At 28.7% G+C, this 21,286-nt stretch carries 17 protein-coding genes; 12 read left to right on the forward strand and 5 right to left on the reverse strand.

The genetic code is table 11. The annotated features are described in order from the left end of the window. The first annotated feature begins 28 nt into the window (after positions 1 to 28). The 6 genes from ALEK_RS15820 to ALEK_RS17605 all read left to right on the forward strand — a co-directional run bounded on the left by ALEK_RS15820 (position 29) and on the right by ALEK_RS17605 (position 8,835). Entirely contained in the window at positions 29 to 2,029 is a 2,001-nt protein-coding gene (locus ALEK_RS15820; RefSeq protein ID WP_071628064.1) for a molybdopterin oxidoreductase family protein, read from the forward strand. Positions 2,030 to 2,175: 146 nt separating this feature from the next. Then, positions 2,176 to 3,771: a hypothetical protein gene (locus tag ALEK_RS15825; protein WP_071628065.1), complete on the forward strand. Its 1,596-nt coding sequence runs from the start codon at positions 2,176 to 2,178 to the stop codon at positions 3,769 to 3,771. 2 nt (positions 3,772 to 3,773) lie between these two features. Next, positions 3,774 to 5,375, forward strand: coding sequence for a DmsC/YnfH family molybdoenzyme membrane anchor subunit (locus ALEK_RS15830; protein ID WP_071628066.1), 1,602 nt, complete (start codon positions 3,774 to 3,776; stop codon positions 5,373 to 5,375). A 1-nt stretch (position 5,376) separates the two neighbouring features. Continuing rightward, entirely contained in the window at positions 5,377 to 7,707 is a 2,331-nt protein-coding gene (locus ALEK_RS15835; protein WP_071628067.1) for a molybdopterin oxidoreductase family protein, read from the forward strand. Between the two features lie 76 nt (positions 7,708 to 7,783). Beyond that, entirely contained in the window at positions 7,784 to 8,410 is a 627-nt protein-coding gene (locus ALEK_RS15840) for a hypothetical protein (protein ID WP_071628068.1), read from the forward strand. A 260-nt stretch (positions 8,411 to 8,670) separates the two neighbouring features. Continuing rightward, entirely contained in the window at positions 8,671 to 8,835 is a 165-nt protein-coding gene (locus tag ALEK_RS17605) for a hypothetical protein (protein WP_164091461.1), read from the forward strand. 78 nt (positions 8,836 to 8,913) lie between these two features. On the opposite strand, the gene ALEK_RS15845 is transcribed toward ALEK_RS17605, so the two are convergent. Continuing rightward, positions 8,914 to 9,216: a monooxygenase gene (locus ALEK_RS15845; protein WP_071628070.1), complete on the reverse strand. Its 303-nt coding sequence runs from the start codon at positions 9,214 to 9,216 to the stop codon at positions 8,914 to 8,916. Positions 9,217 to 9,252: 36 nt separating this feature from the next. Here ALEK_RS15845 and ALEK_RS15850 point away from each other — a divergent pair, with 36 nt between their 5' ends. Then, positions 9,253 to 9,705 (forward strand): MarR family winged helix-turn-helix transcriptional regulator, encoded by a 453-nt coding sequence (locus tag ALEK_RS15850; protein ID WP_164072460.1) that lies wholly within the window; start codon positions 9,253 to 9,255, stop codon positions 9,703 to 9,705. Positions 9,706 to 9,767: 62 nt separating this feature from the next. On the opposite strand, the gene ALEK_RS15855 is transcribed toward ALEK_RS15850, so the two are convergent. Together ALEK_RS15855 and ALEK_RS15860 are read right to left on the reverse strand one after the other, a co-directional pair. Continuing rightward, a complete protein-coding gene (locus ALEK_RS15855; RefSeq protein ID WP_071628072.1) occupies positions 9,768 to 10,457 on the reverse strand; it encodes an LrgB family protein in 690 nt (229 codons plus the stop codon). Further along, a complete protein-coding gene (locus ALEK_RS15860) occupies positions 10,457 to 10,849 on the reverse strand; it encodes a CidA/LrgA family protein (protein WP_071628073.1) in 393 nt (130 codons plus the stop codon). The genes ALEK_RS15855 and ALEK_RS15860 overlap by 1 nt, the downstream gene beginning before the upstream one ends. Positions 10,850 to 11,119: 270 nt before the next feature. Here ALEK_RS15860 and nirB point away from each other — a divergent pair, with 270 nt between their 5' ends. Together nirB and nirD are read left to right on the forward strand one after the other, a co-directional pair. After that, entirely contained in the window at positions 11,120 to 13,588 is a 2,469-nt protein-coding gene (nirB, locus tag ALEK_RS15865; protein ID WP_071628074.1) for a nitrite reductase large subunit NirB, read from the forward strand. After that, positions 13,588 to 13,896, forward strand: coding sequence for a nitrite reductase small subunit NirD (gene nirD, locus ALEK_RS15870; protein WP_071628075.1), 309 nt, complete (start codon positions 13,588 to 13,590; stop codon positions 13,894 to 13,896). The genes nirB and nirD overlap by 1 nt, the downstream gene beginning before the upstream one ends. Before the next feature lie 102 nt (positions 13,897 to 13,998). On the opposite strand, the gene ALEK_RS15875 is transcribed toward nirD, so the two are convergent. Then, positions 13,999 to 14,973: a DUF3800 domain-containing protein gene (locus ALEK_RS15875; protein WP_071628076.1), complete on the reverse strand. Its 975-nt coding sequence runs from the start codon at positions 14,971 to 14,973 to the stop codon at positions 13,999 to 14,001. 152 nt (positions 14,974 to 15,125) lie between these two features. Here ALEK_RS15875 and ALEK_RS15880 point away from each other — a divergent pair, with 152 nt between their 5' ends. Then, the gene (locus ALEK_RS15880; RefSeq protein ID WP_071628077.1) at positions 15,126 to 15,989 is read left to right on the forward strand and encodes a hypothetical protein; all 864 of its coding nucleotides are present in this window, start codon (positions 15,126 to 15,128) and stop codon (positions 15,987 to 15,989) included. Here ALEK_RS15880 and ALEK_RS15885 read toward each other — a convergent pair. Further along, positions 15,982 to 17,784, reverse strand: coding sequence for a sensor histidine kinase (locus ALEK_RS15885; RefSeq protein ID WP_071628078.1), 1,803 nt, complete (start codon positions 17,782 to 17,784; stop codon positions 15,982 to 15,984). The genes ALEK_RS15880 and ALEK_RS15885 overlap by 8 nt on opposite strands. 207 nt (positions 17,785 to 17,991) lie before the next feature. On the opposite strand from ALEK_RS15885, the gene ALEK_RS15890 reads away from it, so the two are divergent. After that, a complete protein-coding gene (locus ALEK_RS15890) occupies positions 17,992 to 18,744 on the forward strand; it encodes a DNA-binding transcriptional regulator Fis (RefSeq protein WP_071628079.1) in 753 nt (250 codons plus the stop codon). Then, a complete protein-coding gene (locus ALEK_RS15895; protein WP_071628080.1) occupies positions 18,741 to 21,281 on the forward strand; it encodes a [protein-PII] uridylyltransferase family protein in 2,541 nt (846 codons plus the stop codon). Before ALEK_RS15890 ends, ALEK_RS15895 begins: the two co-directional genes overlap by 4 nt. Positions 21,282 to 21,286 lie beyond the last annotated feature (5 nt).

Raw genomic sequence — 21,286 nt, forward strand, 5'->3', positions numbered from 1 at the left:
TGAATTATTAATTTAGAGGTTATAAAAAATGATTAAGTCTGTATGTGGTTATTGCGGTGTAGGATGTGGTTTAGAATTTGAAGAAAATAAACTACTTGGAGATGTGACTTATCCAACAAATGAGGGTAAACTTTGTTCAAAAGGTATTTCTGAACTTGTAAGTATCCAAACTCCCACAAGACTTCTTCGTCCTCATAAAAGAGACTCAATAAAAGATGAATACAAAGTAACATCTTGGGAAGATGCAATATCTACAATTGCAAATAAAATCCAAGAAACATCAAAAGAAAAAATCGGTTTTTACCTATCTGGACAATTACTAACAGAAGATTATTACATTGCTAATAAATTAGGTAAAGGTTTTATTGGTACTAATAATGTAGATACAAATAGTAGAACATGTATGTCAAGTGCAGTAGTTGCTCAAAAAAAAGCTTTTGGGATTGATTATGTTCCAGTTAGAATGGAAGATATACACAAAAGTGATTTACTTATATTAACGGGAGCTAATACCGCTGAAGCTCATGTAGTTTTTCACAATAGAATCAAAAAAGCTAAAAAAGAAGGTCTAAAAATAATTGTAATTGACCCAAGATTTACAGATACTGCAAAAATAGCAGATTTGTATTTGCCAATTAAAGCAAATAGTGATATCGATTTTTTCAATCTTATCTCAAAACGAATTATTGATGAAGGTTTAGTAGATGAAGAGTTTGTTTTAAATCATGTGAATAACTATGAACTATTAAAAAATAAATTCAAAAGAATTCCAGTAACAAAAATGCTAAAAAGAACTGGTCTTTCAAAAGAACAGTTTGAGCAGTTTTGGGATATTTATAAAAACAGTGAAAATATTATCACTGCTTGGACTATGGGATTAAATCAATCTTCTCAAGGGGTAGATAAAAACCTAGCTTTAATAAACACTCACTTATTAAATGGAAAAATATTCAAAATTGGAAATGGTCCATTTTCTCTAACAGGTCAACCAAATGCAATGGGTGGAAGAGAAGTTGGTGGATTATCAACAATGCTTGCAGTTCATTTAGGATTTGATAAAGAATCTATAAAAAAAGTATCCAAGTTTTGGAATACAAATAAAATAGATAAAAAAGAAGGGCTAACAGCAACACAAATGTTAGAAGCCAATCTTGATGTTTTAATCATTTGTCATACAGACCCAGTTTATCATCTACCAAATAGAAATAAAGTTGAAAAGCTAATACAAAAAATACCTTTAGTAGTTGAAATCAATGCCTATGAAAATTCTGAGACTTCAAACTTCGCACATATAAAACTTCCAGCTGCTCCTTGGGGTGAAAAAGAAGGAACTCAAACAAATCTAGATAGAACTATCACAAAACAAGAAAAACTAACTCGAACATCAATAGATTGTAAAGCTGATTGGGAAATATTCCAATTAATAGCTTTTGAGTTAGGTTTTGAAAAAGAGTTTGATTATAAAAAAAGTGAAGATATATTTAAAGAGTTTCAAGAGATGACAAAACTAAATCCCCATCTAAATATCTATGATACATCTTATTCACAACTAAAAGAAGAACCTTTTATTTGGGGTGAAGAAATCAGAGAAAAAAAAGAATTTTTCACATCAAATAAAAAAGCTAATTTACACTTTGTTCAAAACAAACTATTAAGTGAAAAAGCTAATCTAAAATATCCATTTATATTACTTACAGGAAGAACAAGAGATCAATGGCATACAGGAACAAAAACAAATCTTCCTAGAACTTTACTTAAATTCAAAGAGTTAAACTTCTGTGAGATTAATACTAAAAATGCAAAAGATTTAAATATTAAAGATGGAGATTTAATCAAGATATCTTCTATTAGAGGAGAGATAGAATCTAAAGCTTTAGTAAGTGATAATATTAGAGTTGATACTATTTTCTTGCCAGTTAGTCATAGAGGAATTAACTATCTTACAAATGATTTATTAGACAAAGAATCTTTTCAGCCTGACTATAATCACTCTGCTGTAAAAATCGAATTACTTAAAAATCAATCATAAACTTAATTTTACATTAAATATATTCACTTTATATTTAATGTAATCTTTTTCTTATCAATTGTCTATTTTTTATATACCTTAACTTTAAATCTACATAAATTTTACATTAGAATAGTAAGTATAAATACTATTTGGAGTAAGAAATAATGAAAGTTTTTGAAGAAGCCTACAACTTAAGAAATAAGAAAATCAATAAAATTGAGAAGATAAAAGAAGAAAAAATTCCCTTAGAATTTTTTGCAAAATTTGAAGAATTATGCAAAGGTTCATATGAAGAAAATATCACAGCAAGTGATACAAAACACTTCCTAAAATGTTTTGGAATTTATGATAAAGGAAATAGTGATTCTTTTGTAATTAGAATTAGAATACCAGGTGGACAGCTTTCAATTGAACAAGCTTTAAAATTATCTCAAACTGCTAAAAAATACGGAAATGATTATATAGATATTACAACTAGAGGACAACTAGAATTTAGATATTTAAAATTTAGTGAACTTCCTACAGTTTTAAATGAATTAGAATCAGTAGGTATTACTACTTTCCAATGTGCAGGGGATAACTTCAGAGGTGCTGTAACTTCACCACTTGATGGATATTCAAAAACTTCTCCAATAGATACGATGCCATTATTAGAACAAATGCAAGATGTCTTCTTGAAAAATGAAGACTGGATAGGAACACTTCCTAGAAAATTCAATACTGCTATTTTAGGAGATACAGTAAATACATGTAACATCTTTGGAAATGACTGTGCTTTTGCCCTAGCTTCTAAAAATGGTGAATATGGATTTAACTTATACCTAGGTGGAAAAGTTGGAGTTCAAGCAAGACCTTTAAATCTTTTTGTTAAACCAAATCAAGTAAAAGACGTATTTGAAACAGTAATCAAACTATTTAAATCTTATGGTTTTAGAGATAACAGAAACAAAAATAGATTAAATTTCCTATTAGATGCTGTAAGTTTAGAAGAGTTTGCAAAAGGAATTATTGAGTTCTCAAAACTTCCTTTAGATGAAGCAGGAGAATTATTAGTAAAAGAAGAGTTTACTTTGGATGATACTTCTACTATTGAGCTAAAGAATAATAAAAGTGCTATTCACTTTGGTATTCCATCTGGAATTTTTTGTGGAAAAGACTTGGAAGAAGCTGCATTATTAGCACAAAACTATGATGGAATTATTAGACTTACTTTCGAGCAGAGTTTTTATATTATTACAGATACTTCAAATATTCAAGATATTAAAACTTCACCTTTATATACTAAATATGATTCTTACCACAATATTTATTTTAACAATCAAATTGCCTGTGCAGGTACAAATGAGTGTTCTTTTGGAGTAATTCCAAATAAACCAGATGCTATAGAAATGGCTATGTATTTAAACAAACATATTCCAATAGAGAATGGAAAAGTAAGAATGTACTGGTCAGCCTGTCCAAAAGGATGTGGTATTCACGGTGTTGCAGATATTGGATTTGAGGGAGCTAAGGCTAAAGATGAAGAAGGAAACTCTTGTTATGGAGTAAAAATCTTCATTGGTGGAAAAGCTGCAAACTCAATACTTGAAGCTAGACAATTAACAAAAGCTATTCCTCTTCCTAAAGCACAAGAAGTTACAAAAGAATTATTAAGTATTTACAAAAGTGCAAAACTTGAAAATGAAACTTTTGAGAGTTTTGATACAAGAGTTTTAGCCAATTTAGAGATAGAAGAAATTCAAAGTAGAATAGGACTTTAATCATGAGCACCAACGAAACTACTCCATTAGAAAGCTTTATAAATCACAAAGCAGATACAAATATGCAATGTGGAAATTATAGTATTGATATTCCTAAACCCAAAGAGGGAGAACAATATAGATTTCACTTTGATGCAACTGCTTGTGTTGGTTGTCACTGTTGTGAAGTTGCTTGTAATGAACAAAATAATAATCCAAGTGATATTAAATGGAGAAGAGTAGGAGAGCTTCAAAGTGGAATTTTCCCAAAAGTAACTAATCATTTTAATTCAATGTCATGTAATCACTGTGTTGACCCAGAGTGTCTAAAAGGTTGTCCAACTGAATCTTATATCAAGTTTGATAATGGAATTGTTTTCCATGATGATGATACATGTATTGGCTGTCAATACTGTACTTGGAACTGTCCTTATGAGGTTCCAGTATTCAATGAAGACAGAGGAATAGTAACTAAGTGTCATATGTGTCATGATAAACTTGAAGTTGGTCAAACTCCTGCATGTGTACAAGCCTGTCCAGCAGGAGCAATTGCAATAGAGATTGTAAATGTAAAAGATTGGGTAGAAAAAGACATGGCAAAGCAAGGTGTTGCACCTCATCTACCAAATATCGAAATTACAAAACCTACAACAAGATATACAATTGACCCTGAGGAAAATACTCAAAAAGTAACTCCTGCTGATGATCATATAATCAAACCAAACCATTCTGAATGGCCATTAGTATTTATGACTATCTTAACTCAAATATCTGTAGGTGGATTTGCTACACTTGTTTTAGGTGAGTTTATTAATCTGCTTGGATTTAATCTTGCTCAGCCTAATATATGGATGATGATTGCTGTATTTATTCCTGCTGCTATTGGATTGCCTTTATCAGCACTACACCTAGGACGTCCGGGACTTGCATATACTGCAATGAAGAATATCAAAACATCATGGTTAAGTAGAGAGGCTTTAGCACTTGGTGTTTATGCAGGTGGTCTTACACTACTAATTGCTATATTCTTTTTTGATTTTTCTCAAACATTTAGATTTATAATAGAACTTGGTGTTCTTGCAACTGGTATATATGGTATTTATGCTCAATCTATGATTTATAGAATCAAAGCACGTCCATCATGGAATAAAAAAGAGACAAGTAAAATATTCTTCTTTGTTTCATATATAGGTTTATTACTTATTACTCTTATTTTAACACTAATGGAAGAGTATACAACAGCAGGTGTAGTATTGCCATTTGCACTATTTCTTGGATACTTTCAATATGAAGAATTTTCAAAACAGAAGAGTTTCTATAAAGGTTTAGATGAAGACAAAGATGAAAACTTCTACCAGTTAAATAAAACAAAAATTTTATATGAAAACAACTTCTTAAAACACAATGACTATAGAGAAAGGTCGCTGATTATTGGGGCATTATCTCTTCCCTTACTTGCTATGTTATTACTAGCTAGTGGAAACTATTCAAGTACTATTTTGGTTTTAGGTTTAAGTATTGTTATTTCATTTTCAAGTGAAGTAGTATCTAGACTTTTATTTTATAAAACAGCAGTTGCTCTTGGACTTGCTGGGAATTTCTTCGCTGGGAATCAAAGGGGCTAATATGTTAAACAAAATTAAAAACTTCAATGTAAAAGATTTTTTGGGTTTAGATATCAAAAATGATAAGTACTCTCTAGTAGATGATAAGGTATTTGGAAAAGTAGCAAAAGAAAAAGCTCCTACTTCATGGGTAAGATCTACTTGTGGATATTGTGGAGTTGGCTGTGGTTTATACATAGGTGTAAAAGATGGTAAGCCTACATATACTAAAGGTGACCCTGCACATCCTGTAAACAAAGGAACACTTTGTCCAAAGGGTCTATCTGAGCACGAAATGGTACAGTCAGAAAATAGATATACAAAACCAATGATTAGAAAAAAAGGTCAATTAGTAGAATCCACTTGGGACGAGGTATTTAAAACTACTAGTGATAAATTCAAAGATATCCAAGCCAAACATGGAAATGGTGCAGTAGCAGTTGTATCAACGGGACAGCTTTTAAGTGAGGAGTTTTATACTCTTGGGAAGTTTGTACAACTAGGTCTAAAAACAAATAACTATGATGGAAATACAACACTTTGTATGGCTAGTGCTGTTATGGGATATAAACAAACATTTGGTTCAGATGGGCCAGTTGGGTGTTATGAAGATTTTTCATATGCTGATACTATTATGTTAATAGGGGCGAATATTGCAGATAATCACCCTATTTTGAAACTACATATTGCAAAAAATAAGAAGATTACGGGTAAGAAACCTAAGATTATTGTAATTGACCCTAGATTTTCAAAGACTGCTAAGATGGCAGATATGTTTGTACCGATAAAGCCTAGAAGTGATTTAGCACTTATGAATGGTCTTGCTTATATTATCTTAGAGCAAGGTTGGGAAGATGAGAAGTTTATATCTGATAGAACTACTGGTTTCAAAGAGTTTAGAAAACATATCATGGCTAACTACACTCCACAAGAAGTAGCAAATACTACAGGTATTGAAGTAAAAGACCTATATGAACTAGCACGAGTATATGCTAAATCACCAGCAGCTATGAGCGCATGGACTATGGGAGTAAATCAAAGCTCGCTAGGAACTGATACAGTAAGTGCTATATGTAATCTTGCACTTATCACTGGAAATCTAGGAAGAAAAGGTGCAACTGCTCTTTCTATTACTGGACAGTGTAATGCTATGGGGACTAGAGAGACTGGATTTACTTCATCAATTCCGGGATATAGAAACTTTGCAAGCTCATATAATAGAGAAGAGTATGCAACAATAGTAAATGTACCCGTAGAAGATGTACCAACTGCTAGGGGGTATTCTTATCCACAGATTATTGATGCTATTGAGAGAGGTGAAATAAAAGCCTTATGGTTAGTAGCTACTAATCCATTAGTATCTTTCCCTGATCAAAAGAAACTAAGACGAGCACTAAATAAACTAGAACTTCTAGTAGTTCAAGATGCTTTTAAAAGTGAAACTGCTTTTAAAGCTGATGTTGTTTTTAGTGCGGCTACTTGGAGTGAAAAAGAAGGTACATATACAAACTCTGAGCGAAGATGTAATAGAGCTAGAAAAGCAGTAGAGCCACTAGGAGATACAAAAAGTGACTTTGATATTGTATTAGAGTTTTCTAAGTACTTTGAAGGTGTAAATGAAAGGCTATATCCTAACTGGTCTAAACCTATAGATGCTTTTAATGAGTGGAAAAAAGTAAGTGATGGAAGACTATGTGATTATACAGGAATGACATATGAATTAATCGAAGAATTAGGAGGTATTCAATGGCCATGTAATAAGGCAAATCCAAAAGGAACACCAAGACTTTACAGTGAAGATATGCCATGTCCTACAGAAGATGGAAAAGCAAAATTATTAGCTCTGGATTGGCTTCCTATGAGTGAACCTCAAAATAGCTCTTTCCCTCTTATTCTAAATACAGGTAGAACAGTAGAGCAATGGCATACAAGAACTAAAACAAAAACTATTTCAATACTAAATGATTTAGCACCAGAAGCATGGATTGAGATTAATCCAGAAGATGCAAAAAAACTAGAAGTTAAAAGTGGTGATAGACTTGATATCAGCTCAATTAGAGGAAGAATCAAAGATATTATTGTGCGAGAATCACAAAACGTAAGAGTAGGAAATATATTCGTACCTTTCCACTATAACGAACAGTTAATAAACACTATTACAAAAGCAGAGTTCGACCCTAAGTCTTTTGAACCAAACTATAAACAGTGTGCAGTTCAACTACATAGTATAAAAGTACCAAATGGTATAAAGTTTGTGGAAGAAGAAATAGCTGGGGAGTTGGAGCATGTGGTAGTTAAGAATGAAGAAGTTTTTGCAAGGGAGATAGTCAAAGAAAAAGAGATTTGTGATTAATCTCTTTTTATAATAAATTTATATATTAATTGGATATAGTGTTCCTTTAATAAATAGTTATGATATAAGGAAAGAATTGAAATATCTGTTATCTTTTATAATCACATTTTTACTAGTATTATTTTTAAGTAGTTCCATACTAATTGATACACCTTGGTTTTCTGATAATTTATTAAACTTTGGAAGTGAAAATAATTTTCCTATTTTTATAGTATTACAAAATATACAATTCTTTACTTTTTTATTTTTAACAACTTTTGTTATATCATATATCCATTATTCTAGGAAAGTATATGGGAATAGTATTAAAAAAAATGTAATGTTTTATATGGGTACATTTTTTGGAATAATTATTGTTTTAAATTTATTACAAACTTATTATTCAATAGTTTCATCAGAAGAAACATTGAAAGAAATGAAATATTCATCAAATTCATATTTAAAAGGTAAATTAACAATTTCAGATGCAATGGAGATATATGCTAAGAATAATATTTTAATTGACTATTATGATTATAATAATACAATTCAAAAATTTAAACCAACTAAACAAGATATGGAATATCAAAAAAATGTACAGTGGCTTCAATTTAAAAAGAATATAATACCACTAAAAATAGTATTCTCATTTTTTGTATTTATTACTATATTTAGTTTAGGGAATTACCTTGCTAATAAAAAGCATAACAAATCTTTGAAGTGAACGAAGGTATACTAACGGTAATTTAAGCTTTAAATCTTAAAAAACTAAAATGTAGTTTAATAGTCTATGTGATCAAAAGTACTAAACTATAAAGTGTTCTTTTCAACTTCATAAACAAAGTTATTAATATATATCAGTCTGATATAATCATCTAAAATATTAAATAATACAGGAGAAAAATAATGTATAAATTTGTAGATTATTTAGCATATAGATTTATAATGTTTTGCAAAAAAAGTATTTTTAGGATTATTGTCATAATGATCAGTACTTATTTTCTAGTACTTTATATGTTTGGAGAAATTGAAAAAAGTACGGGAGAGGCATTACCTCCATACTTTAATTATGGATTAGTTTTTATTTATATGGTTTTTCATTTTAGAATTACCTATGTACTTAGAAAACTTAATGAACCTGAGAAATAATCTAAAATCTAAAATTTCGGGGACAGTTTACTTAATTAAAAAATATTTTATATATCCCCGAAACTTTTCAATCCACACTTAAAAAGTAATTTTATTTATTGCACTTAGTGCTTCATTGATTTCAAATATCTTAGTTCTTATATCACTAAATCCAAAAGCTTCTAATCTTTTTGTATGTTTAGTAGCATATCTATTTGCATCATTTATATTATCAAACACATATACTCCTCCACCCTCTTTAGTCTCTTCATTTTCTGTCCAAATTTTCCATATTAAACCCTCTTCATTTGCTATATCATGGGCTAGGTCTGTCATAGTTTCTGTGAATTTTTCTTTAAATGGCCCTTGATATGGAAAATCTACTTGTAAAAGGTATTTCATGTTATACTCCTATTGATTTTGTATAAGAAATTATATATGAAATTTAAATTAATGTCAACTAGGTTTACAATGTCTTTATGTTTTTTATCTATGGAAACTAGTAAAGTTTTCAATAAACGAATCTTAGAAAGTTTAGAAGAATCAGGTTTTGAAGGCCTAAGTGAAGCACTTATAGTTCTTTTTCCATATATTTATGAAGAGCAGATTATTACTTCTGCAAAATTAGCAAAAAAAGTTGGTTATTCACGACAAGCTATGCACAAAAATATAAAAAAACTTGTTGATTTTGAATATATCATCTTAGTTTCACACAATGAAAAAGAGAAAAGCATAGAGTTAACACCTAAAGGTTTAGAGTTAATTAACAAAGCAAATGAGTATATTTCAAATGTAGAAAAAGACTTATCCAAACTAATTGGAAAAAAAGAATTAGATAAATATAAAGAGACTCAAAGTAAGATTTACGAGTATTTAGAAAACACGAAATAGTTATATAAATACAAGATTTATTCTCCCCTATTTCTAGGGAAGAATATTGATTCTAATAAAGACTAAAAGCCACCAAGTTTTAAAATAATTGGAACTGCAACTACTGCAAAACATCCCATAATAACCATACCTATACTAGCAAAGGCAGCAGATAGAGGACTAATAGCTAAAGCTCTAGCAATTCCAAAAGCATGGGCAGTAATACCTAAAACCAAACCTTGCAAGGCTTCATCTTTTACTTTTAGTAGTTTTAATAACATAGGAACTACAATAACTCCCGGTAATCCAGTACTAAATACTCCAATAACAACTAATGGAAATGACCCATCTGTTAATGCAGCTATTTCTAAGGCAATGGGTAGAGTAATTGATTTTGTGCTTAATGCCTCAACCATTGCATCAGGAAGACCAAATAGTGTTCCTAAAAATAGTGCCGATACAAATATCCCAATTCCAGAAATCAAAGTCGCACTTAATACTAGTGATAAAGAAGACCTAACTTTCTTTAGGTTCTGATATACAGGAACTGCCAAAGCCACAATAGCAGGAGCAATTAAATAATTGAATATTTGTGTTCCGTCTTTGTACTGCTCATAAGAAATATCAAATATACTCATAATAGCAATGATCAGAATAATAGTAATAAGTACAGGGTTTAATAAAGAGTTTTTATTAAAATGTACGAAAATCTTCTCACTGATTATAAAAACTGATAATGTTAGAAAAATCATAAATAATGGATGTTCAAACATTATGATTCCTCCTCTATACTATTTTCATTTGATACTAATTTTTTCTTTGAGAACTTATCTAATAAATATTTGATAATCCAAATAGTAGCTACTGTAATAAATACTGCAAGTAACAGTGCAATAAATGAAGCTCCTAACATTGCAATTAATTGTGAATCAAATGTCACAAATAATTCTTTGATTCCTACCCCAATAGGAACTAACATAAGTGGTAAGTATTTTAGAAGTGTTCCTGCTGATTCCCCAATCTCATCAGAAATTTTTCCTTTTATACTAAAATATACAAACAATACTAATAGCCCAATAATTGACCCTGGAATATTAAGATTTGTTTGTTCTACAAGATATTCGCTTCCTAGCAATATTGCAAAAATAAATACATAACCTTGCATACAATCTCCTCTCCTTAATAGTTTAACCCATGATTATAATTGTATGATATGAGAATAGAATGACAAAATAATTATTTTTTAGTATTTATTTTCTTTATAACTATAAATTTAATGTAAAACTAAGCTATAAATACATATTTGCATTACTACAATTAAATATATAAAGTAAATTAATTGAATATTAAGATTGAGTATTTTATATACATCTTTACTCCTCACAAATTCTTCCTATCTGCCATAATAATTACATAAGAGTAAGAAGGAAGACTTATGAAAGAGAAACTAATAGTTATTGGGAACGGAATGAGTGGTTTACGAACCATTGAGGATTTGTTTGATATACAAAAAGATAAATATGATATTACGATTTTTGGTGAGGAGCCACACTTAAATTATAATAGAATCATGTTATCTTATCTATTATCAGGTGAAAAAACTTTTGAAGATACTATCATCAATCACCAAACTTGGTACGATGAACACAACATCACTTTACACAAAGGTGATAAAGTAATCAAAATCAATAAAGAAGATAAAAAAGTAATAAGTGAGAGTGGTAAGGAGCTACCTTATGACAAATTACTAATAGCTACGGGTTCAAACTCTTTCATACCTCACACAATTGGAAGTGATTTAGAAAATGTTATTGGCTTTAGAACAAAACTAGATAGTGATACTATCTTGGATTTAATATCTAAGGATAAAACAGCAGTAGTTGTAGGTGGTGGTCTTCTAGGACTTGAAGCAGCTTATGGTATTGCAATGCATGGAATTAAAACTATTTTAGTTCATAGAAGTGGCTCAATCATGAGCCAACAGCTAGACCGTACGGGAGGAAGACTTCTTCAAAAAAATCTAGAATCTTACGGAATAGAGTTCAAACTAAATACTACTATTGAAAAAATTGAAGGTAAAAGTAAAGTTGAGCGTGTAACTTTCACAGATGGACAAACTGTAGAGTCAAATATCGTAGTATTTGCTACGGGAATTGTTCCAAATACAGCACTAGCAAAAGAGGCAGGACTAGATACAAAAAAAGGTATTTTAGTAAATGACCATCTTCAAACATCAGATAAAAACATCTTCGCTATTGGAGAGTGTGCAGAACATAAGGGAAATACTTATGGATTAGTAGCTCCACTATATGAACAAGCAAAGTTTTGTGCTAAAAAACTAGCAGAGAAAGACAGCAATGGATATACAGGCTCTACACTTTCTACTAGACTTAAAATCTCAGGGGTAGATTTATTCTCAGCAGGAGATTATCTAGGGGATGAAACTACAGAAGAGCTAATCTTACTTGATGAGAAAGTAGGAGTTTATAAAAAACTTGTAATCTACCAAGATAAAATCATAGGTATTGTACTTTATGGTGATACAGCAGATGCTTCGTGGTATTTAAAACTACTAAAAGAGCATACAGATATTAGTGATTTAAGAACAAAAATCTTATTTGGAAAATCAGCACTTTCAGGTGATACAGGTCATGGTGGTGATGATATTTCAGCAATGGCAGATGATGAAGAAATCTGTGGTTGTAATGGAGTTACAAAAGGCTGTGTTACAAAGGCAATTAAAGAGCAAGACCTAAAAACTCTAGGTGATGTAAAACAGTGTACAAAAGCAGGAGCTTCATGTGGTTCTTGTCTTGGCGTTGTTGAGCAAATACTAGTGAATACTTTAGGTGATGAATACAATGACACAGTAGAGGGTATTTGTGATTGTTGTGATGTTGGACATAAAGTTATCAAAGAATGTATAGATACAAATGACTTTGATAATGTTTATGATGTATTCAAAAAACTAGAGTGGAAAACTGATGATGGATGTATCAAATGTCGTCCGGCTATTAACTACTACTTATTAGTGAAATACAATGATGTTAAATACAAAAATGATAAAAGATCAGCTCTTATAAACGATAGAGTTTTTGCAAATATCCAAAAAGATGGTACTTACTCTGTAGTTCCTAGAATTTGGGGAGGATTAACATCTCCACAAGAGTTAAAAGACATGGCAGATATTGCTGTGAAATATGATGTTCCAACTGTAAAGTTCACAGGAGGTCAAAGACTTGATATGTTAGGTGTGAAAAAAGAGCAGTTAGAACCTATGTGGAAAGATTTAAATGATGCAGGTTTTGTATCTGGTCAAGCTTATGCCAAGGGATTAAGAACTGTTAAAACTTGTGTAGGAAATCAATGGTGTAGATTCGGAACTCAAGATTCTATGCAAATGGGTGTGGATATTGAAAAAATGACTTGGGGTTCATGGACTCCTCATAAATTCAAAATCGCAGTATCAGGATGTCCAAGAAACTGTGCGGAAGCTACTATCAAAGATATTGGTGTTATCGCTGTTGATTCTGGATGGGAAATACATATTGCGGGTAATGGTGGTATCAAAGTTCGTGTTACTGACTTCTTCACAAAAGTAGAAACAGATGAAGAACTGTTTCACTATATCAAAGCAATTATGCAATTTTATAGAGAAGATGCCTACTATCTTGAGAGAACTGCCCATTGGGTTGAAAGAGTTGGATTAGAGTACGTAAAAGATGCTTTATTAAAAGACAAAGCAAACTTAGATGCTTGTGCAAAGAGATTTGATATTTCACAAGAATCAGCACAAGTTGACCCATGGGAACAATCAAGAAAAGATGGCTTTACTAAAGAGTTTAGCCCAATTGTAATAGCCCCAGAAAATTCAGAAAGTTTCGAAGCAAAGGAGAGAGTATAATGGCAAGTTGGACTAAAATCATAGAAGTTGAGCATATCCCATCAATGGGTTCGAGAGTAGTTCATTATGGTGAAATAGAAATAGCTATTTTTAAAACAAGAGATGGTTCAATCTTTGCTATTAATAATGAATGTCCCCATAAACAAGGGAAACTAAGTGAAGGATTAGTACATGGTACAAATGTAACTTGCCCTATGCATAACTGGGATATTGATTTGAAAAATGGAGAAGCTTTAGGAAGTGATAGCGGTTGTACTAATATTTATAAAAGTAAGATAGAGAATCATACAGTTTTTATCACTTTATAAAATAATAATTCTTGACTTTCTATTATAATTTCATTATAATAGAAATGAAAGTAGCAGTTGCAGCTCATGCAATAAGGTGCTTAACCATTGCTACTCTTCATTTTATTCAAATTTATTCATTAATGCGATATCAATTACTTCATTTTCAATATCTGTTTGCCCTTCGATAATTATATTTATTTCATATAAAAAATTAATAGTATTTATTAAATCTTTATTTTTACAGAAATCTTCTAGATGAGAATATTTAGATTTATCACTATTATATTCTTTTATCCTTCTTAATACATACAATAATATATCACTAACTTGATTTAAAATAGAATCTTTTGAAGAAACAAAATTTATATTATCAATAATATTAAAACTATTAGATTCAAACTTATATTTTAATGGTGCAATAGTATTACTAGAAATCGAACCGTTTAAAAACTTATTTTTCCACACTAACGATTCAGCTAAAACTCTTTTATAAACTATTTCTTTTACATTAGGATTAGCTTTAATTGTTTCATCTTTTAATATATCAATATTTGATAATTTTTTTAAGTTCTTAGGTATTTGATTTGCAAAGTCATCTGCAATTAGTAAACCCATTTCTTGTTTCTGAGTTAAAAATCTATCTAATATATTAAGAAATCCTTTAAAAGCATACGCATTATGACTTATTTCTTCATTATCTAAATAGTGACTTTTATGAAAGTCCTCTCTTTTATCTATACACATATATAGGAAAGGAATATTTGCTTTTGAAATCAATTGAAATAATTCATCAACAAATTGAATTAAATCTTCTTTTACTTTTGTTCTTATTAAAGGAAGAACTTCTTCATCAAAATACTTAATCTTTGATTTATTAGTAGGTTTTTTATTTAAAAATAAATAATTAAATATTTCAGTAAAGTGAACTTCCACCAAAAGCATATTATCAAATCCTAAAAATTCTTGTACAATTTCAGTAATTTGCATTTCAAATTTTAAAACACTTGATTCATGAACAACAAGACCTCCATACATTGAAAATACTACATTACTATTATTATTTGTTCCTGTTTCATCTGTATAAACTAAATACATTATACCCCTTATTTATATAGTTAATTATTATTATTTTATCATAAATTCTATTATATATAAGAAATAACCAACTGTCTAAAAACTAACCATCTACAACTACCAATATTTTTTTCAAAGTAGTATAATAATAAAAATCATTACAGGATAAAAATATGAAAGAATTCATAGAAACCTACAAACAACACCAAGAAGAAATTGAATTTTTTTTACAAGAGAGTATTAGAAACCTTGGAGAATTAACACCCCATAAAGAGAGTGAGTTTTCAAAACTTTTTAATTTATTTCCCTCACTTGAATTAATTTATTTTACAAACAAAGATACAAAAATACAAAGTACAGCAAACTACTATAGAACAAAAGTAGATGAAGAAGCAAAAGACAAAAATAGGTCTTACCTTATCTCAAAATTAGAATTTAAAGATGACAATATTGCTTTCTCTACTCCTTATATTTCTATAGCGACTAGAAACAACTGTGTTACAGTGACAATAAAAGAAGGTGATGAGATTATTTTCTTAGATTTCAGAATTGATATTTTACTTGAGAAACTAAATTTACTTGAACTTAATAAACCTTTTCACTCTTTAACAAAAGGTTTTTATGTATTTGCTGGTTTTTCTATGATGATTTTAGCAATGGTAACTATTGCATTTTCATTATATGATTTTGTTTATTATGTATTTGCAAAAAGCACTATATCTTTAGAGATGATATTTAAACCTATTATTGCTTTAACTCTTAGTATTGCCATATTTGACTTAGCAAAAACAATACTAGAACAAGAGGTATTTTTCAAATCTTATTCTAAAAATTCAAAAGTTGAGACTAAGATATTAACGAAGTTTTTAAGTACGATTATTATTGCTTTATCTATTGAAGCACTTATTGTTGTATTTAAAATTGCAATTAATGATTATGAGAAAATGATAAATGCTTTCTATTTAATTGCAGGTATTGCATTAATATTAGTTTCACTTACAGTGTTTATTCACTTCTCAAGTAAAAAGACTAAATAGTTTTATCATTCATTGGAATACTTAAAGTAAAGGCAGCTCCGGTATAGGTTTTGTCTTTATACTCGTAAGTTTCATTATCAACACTTATTTCCCCATTCATATGTTTAGAGATAATCTCTTCACTCATAAATAGTCCTATTCCTGTACCTTGAGATTGATGTTTTGTTGTAAAATACGGTTCAAAAATTCTGTCAATAATATCACTTGGGATTCCCCCTGCACTATCTTTTATTTTGATAATTGCATTTTCATCTTTTTCATAAAAATCCATAAATATAAATCTACTATCGTAATCTTCTACATTTATTAACTCATCTCGTGCATTATTTAATAGATTAATTAGTACTTGTAATAACTCATTTTCATAAGTAAATACTTCAAAATCATAAATATTTGTAACAACAACTATATTTTTAGTATTAAACTCTGATTGAATTAAAGTGAATACTTTTTCTATTAACTCTTCTGAATTAAAAATATTTTTGTTTTTATTAGGAGAGAAGAAGTTTCTAAAATCTTCAATAGTACTTGATAAATAATTAGCAGAATTTACAATCATATCCATTGATTCATCATACTCTTGATCATTTAAAATACCTATTTCTTTTTTTAGTTTCATTCCAGTTGCGGCTGTTGTAATAACTGATAAAGGCTGTCTCCATTGATGGGCTATATTACCAATCATCTCACCCATTGCTGCCATTTTACTTTGTTGGAAAAGCATTTTATTTTTTTCGTAGTTTTTGTTAACTTCATCATCAACTGTCTGTTGTAAAGAACTATTTAGTTTATTTAACTCTTTTTGATTGTTTCTTAATCTTTTATATAGTTTTTTTAACTCTTTTGAATAAAGGTAGTAACTAATAATATACAAAATAAGACCTAATAAAATTACAAAAAGTCCTAAATATAAAAAAGCATTTTGTTTGTATTCTTTAATATATGAAGTATCAATTCTATCTAAATATTTGAATACTAAAAAACTACCAAATACCTTATCTCCGTAAGTAATAGGAGTATTTACTACTAATTTATCTTTATCAATTTTATATTTTTCTATACTTAAAAAACTCTCTAAATCCTGAGTTCTCAAATAGTCTAGAAGCTCTTTATTAACAGACAAGTTTGCTACATAATGATTCTGTAAAAAAATCTTTGTAAAGGCATTTTCTTTTAACTGCTTTGTATACTTCTCATCAATAATAACTATTGGTTCTAAATTATCAGATAATCTAAGACCTCTTGAAATAGAGTTAAAGTGTGTAATTGATTCTATGATTCCTACAAATTCATTGTTATTATATATTGGTACCATTGCTTTAAAAGTAATATCATATTTCCCTACACTTACAGTACTTTTTATTTTGGGATTTTTTAACATCTCTTGTAAATCTGGTCTAACTTTTGATATTACATCATCTCTTTTTTCTGACCATGATCTATGTATAGATACTCCATCTTTATTAATTACTTGAAACCACACATTTTTAAAATCTGTTTCTTTTCTAAGAAGTAATGATAGTTTGTTTAATTCATCATTTCTTAAATTATTTGTAGCAATATCTAATATATTTTTATTATCTGCTAATGTTATTGTTAAAGCTAAAGTTGCATTTTTCTTTTTTAGAATTAGGGAATTGATTTTATCTTGAATATTTGAAGAATGATTTGTATATTTTTTGTCTAATAATTGGTTCTCTTTTTTATAAATATAATTAGTTGTCATAGAAAATGCCAAAATAGTAATAATGGCAAAAGTAATAATTGTAGGGATTCTATATAGGTTCTTTCTCATAGCATGTTCTTTTCAAAATATAATTTAATTATACATTTTACATACAATAAGCATAGAAGTCAAATAAAAAATTATCCATTTATAAATAATATAAATATTTGGTTATTTTATATACAATTAAAAAAAAATCTCTTAATTTTATACAGTATAATTCAGATATAGACAATTTTTTGTATAATATCTTTATATTAAGTAAGGTTAAAAAATATGCAAGATTACATCGCGCAAGATGAAATTTCAAAAGAAATACTGAATTCAGCAAAATTATTACAGGCAGTAAATGTTAATGCACTAATTATTGGTTCATTAGGTGTAGGGAAAAAATCCCTAGCAAAATATATATTACCAAATTCAAAAATTTATGATGCAAAAATCCTTCAACAAGATATTAAAGATGATGCAATTAATTTACAAAATGATGCAATAATTATTGAAAGAATTGAAGAAATAAGTAACATTAATTTATTTTTAGAATGGATAAATGATAATAGTATTAGAGTAATTGCTATCTCAACTACAAATATATTAAATCAAAAAATCAAAGATATATTTTCAATTAATCTTGAAATTCCTGATTTATATAAAAGAGAAAATGATACAAAACTATTAATACAAAAATTTTCAAATGAAGCTAGTAAAACACTTGATATGCAAACAGTAGCAAATGCAAAACTTATTACTAACATTTCAAATAATGCACATAGTTTAAGAAAATCAATATATTTTTCTTACCTATTTGAAACTATTGGAGAAGAAGAAATTCTAATGTTTTTAGAGAGATACCTAAGTGAACATTTAGAAGGTGAAAACTCTTATAAAGATTTATTATATTTATTTGAAGTACCATTAATAAAAGCTTCAACAAAAAAATATAAATCACAAGTTCAAGTGGCAAAACACCTAGGGCTTAATAGAATTACATTAAGAAAGAAATTAGATATTCATAAAGAGTTATTATGAGCGAATTAAATATACAAATAGAAGAACTTATCTCAAACAATGCAACAGACTTTGAGATATCTAAGGTTTTTAAAACTTACTTTAAAAATTATGTAAACTCAATCGATACTACCTTTGAAACAACAGGTGGTAAAGATTTTTTTATAAAACATACAAAACATACTGATAAATTTTTAATCCAACTTTATAAATATATCTTACGAAAGAACTTTGGTTCATATCAACCAATGAGTACATCTATTCCTATTTCATTAGTAGCTTTAGGTTCATATGGAAGAGAACAGCTTTGTATTTATTCTGATATTGATATTATGATTTTATACGAAGACATCAAAGGTTACAACCTAAAAGAAATCATGGAAGAGTTTATTACTCTTGCTTGGGATTGTGGGCTAAAACTAGGTTCTAGGGTACATGAATTAAAAGAAGTAGCTGAGGGTGTAAAAGAAGATATTACTATCAAAAGTTCAATCATTGAGTCAAGACTAATTTTTGGTTCAAAATATTTATGGTTTGGATATGAAAATATTCTAAATCAAATTAGAAAAACAAATCAAAAAGATTTTGTATTAGAAAAACTTCAAGAACACAAAGACCGACTTCTAAAATATCCTCTAAAAATGGAGCCAAATGTCAAAGATGGTTTTGGTGGAATTAGAGAATCAAATATGATGTATTGGATGGCAAATGTTCTTTATGGAATTAGAGATACAAAACATCTAATTGGTAAAGAGTTTACAGAAGAAGAATTCAAATTATATAGACAAGCTTTAGAGTTTATTTTTAGAGTTAGAAATGCTTTACATAATATTGCTAGAAAAAAACAAGATCAAGTTACTTTTGATATTTTGCCTGATTTAAGTACAAAACTTGTATTTAAAGATACTCCTAGATATCCAAAAGAGCGTCAATGTATGGCAAAACTTCTATCATGTTTACATATTGTTCATAGCTTTACAGCAACTATGATTAAGAAGTTTACAAGAAGTGTACTTTTTGAAAATAAGAATATCAAAGAACTTAAAAATAATAGATTTAAAAAAGACTTATTTATTGTTGGCAATACTTTATATACTTCATTTCATGCAAAACCAAAAACATTAAATGCTTTATTAAAGGAACTTATTTCTTTACCAGCTGTCGTAACTAGATTTGATAGATCATATATTTATTATGCAAGTAAAGCAAAAATACCAAAAGTACAAACACAAGAATTAAGAAAAAATATTAAATCTATGTTATTTAAGAAGTCTTTATACCCAGTTATAAAACTACTTTATAATGCAAATTTATTAGGGATAATTATTCCTAATAGTAAACTAATAATGAATCAACCTCAGTTTGATGGATACCATCAACACCCAACAGATGTTCATTCAATTAAAACTTTAAAATTTGCACATAATATTGAAGATGAATATATAAGAAGTATTTTTGAATCATTAAGTCCAAATCAAAAAACCATTACAAGACTAGCAGCACTTTTCCATGATATAGGAAAAGGAAGAACAGCAGATCATCATATAATTGGTGAAAAACTATTTAAGACAACGCTACAAGAATTAGGCTTTGAAGAGAAACATATTAGAGTAGGAGCTAGATTAGTTAGGTACCATAATATGATGTCTTATGTGGCAACACACGAAGATATATACTCTGAAAAAACTATTCTAAATTTTACAGGATTAATAAAATCTCCAATAGCACTTAAGATGTTATATGTAGTTACATACTGTGATGTTTCAGCTGTTGGGAAAAATATCTTTAATAGTTCAATGTCATCTCTTTTAAAACAACTTTATACAAATTCACTTCCTGCATTTGAGAATGAAGAGTTATTAAATGAAAGTGCAAGAAGAGTTGCAAAACAAAATACAATTAAAAATCTTAGCAGATACAAAGCCTTACCAAATCAGATAAAAAGAAAGATAATGTATATTTCTTCAAATCAGATTTTCTTACGATTAAAAGCTGAAGATATTTTAGATATTGCTATTAAAGCAAAAGATGTAAATGATTATATTTATAAGATAATTAATGAAAAACATTTAACTATTAGAATTATTAGAAATGTTCCTTTAAATTTAGGGTATTTATTAGGGAAATTAGAGTTTTTAAATATTTCAAATTTAAATATTTTCAAACTTTATGATGATAAAAAAGCTTTTGAAATTAGTTTTAGTGAAAAAGTAGATGCAGATGATATTTTATATATCAAAGAGATTATTGAAAACTCATTTGATATGAGTAAAACAACAAAACTTATTACACCAGTAATAAAAGAAGAAAATATCAAAATCAATTGTAACCATACAACTTACCTAGCTTCTATGCAAATAAAAGCTAAAGATCAAAAAGGCTTATTTGCTTTTATGGCTAAGATTTTTGATGACTTTGGAATAGAGATTGAAACTGCAAAACTTCATACTCTAAAAGGTTATGCGAGGGATTTATTACTTATTGAAAAGAATGGAAATTTCTGTTCAAAACAAGAAGAGATAGTGAATCTAATTTGTTCAAAAGATAAAGCAGAATAAATTCT

The sequence above is a fragment of the Poseidonibacter lekithochrous genome (assembly GCF_013283835.1).
In the GTDB taxonomy this organism is placed as follows: domain Bacteria; phylum Campylobacterota; class Campylobacteria; order Campylobacterales; family Arcobacteraceae; genus Poseidonibacter; species Poseidonibacter lekithochrous.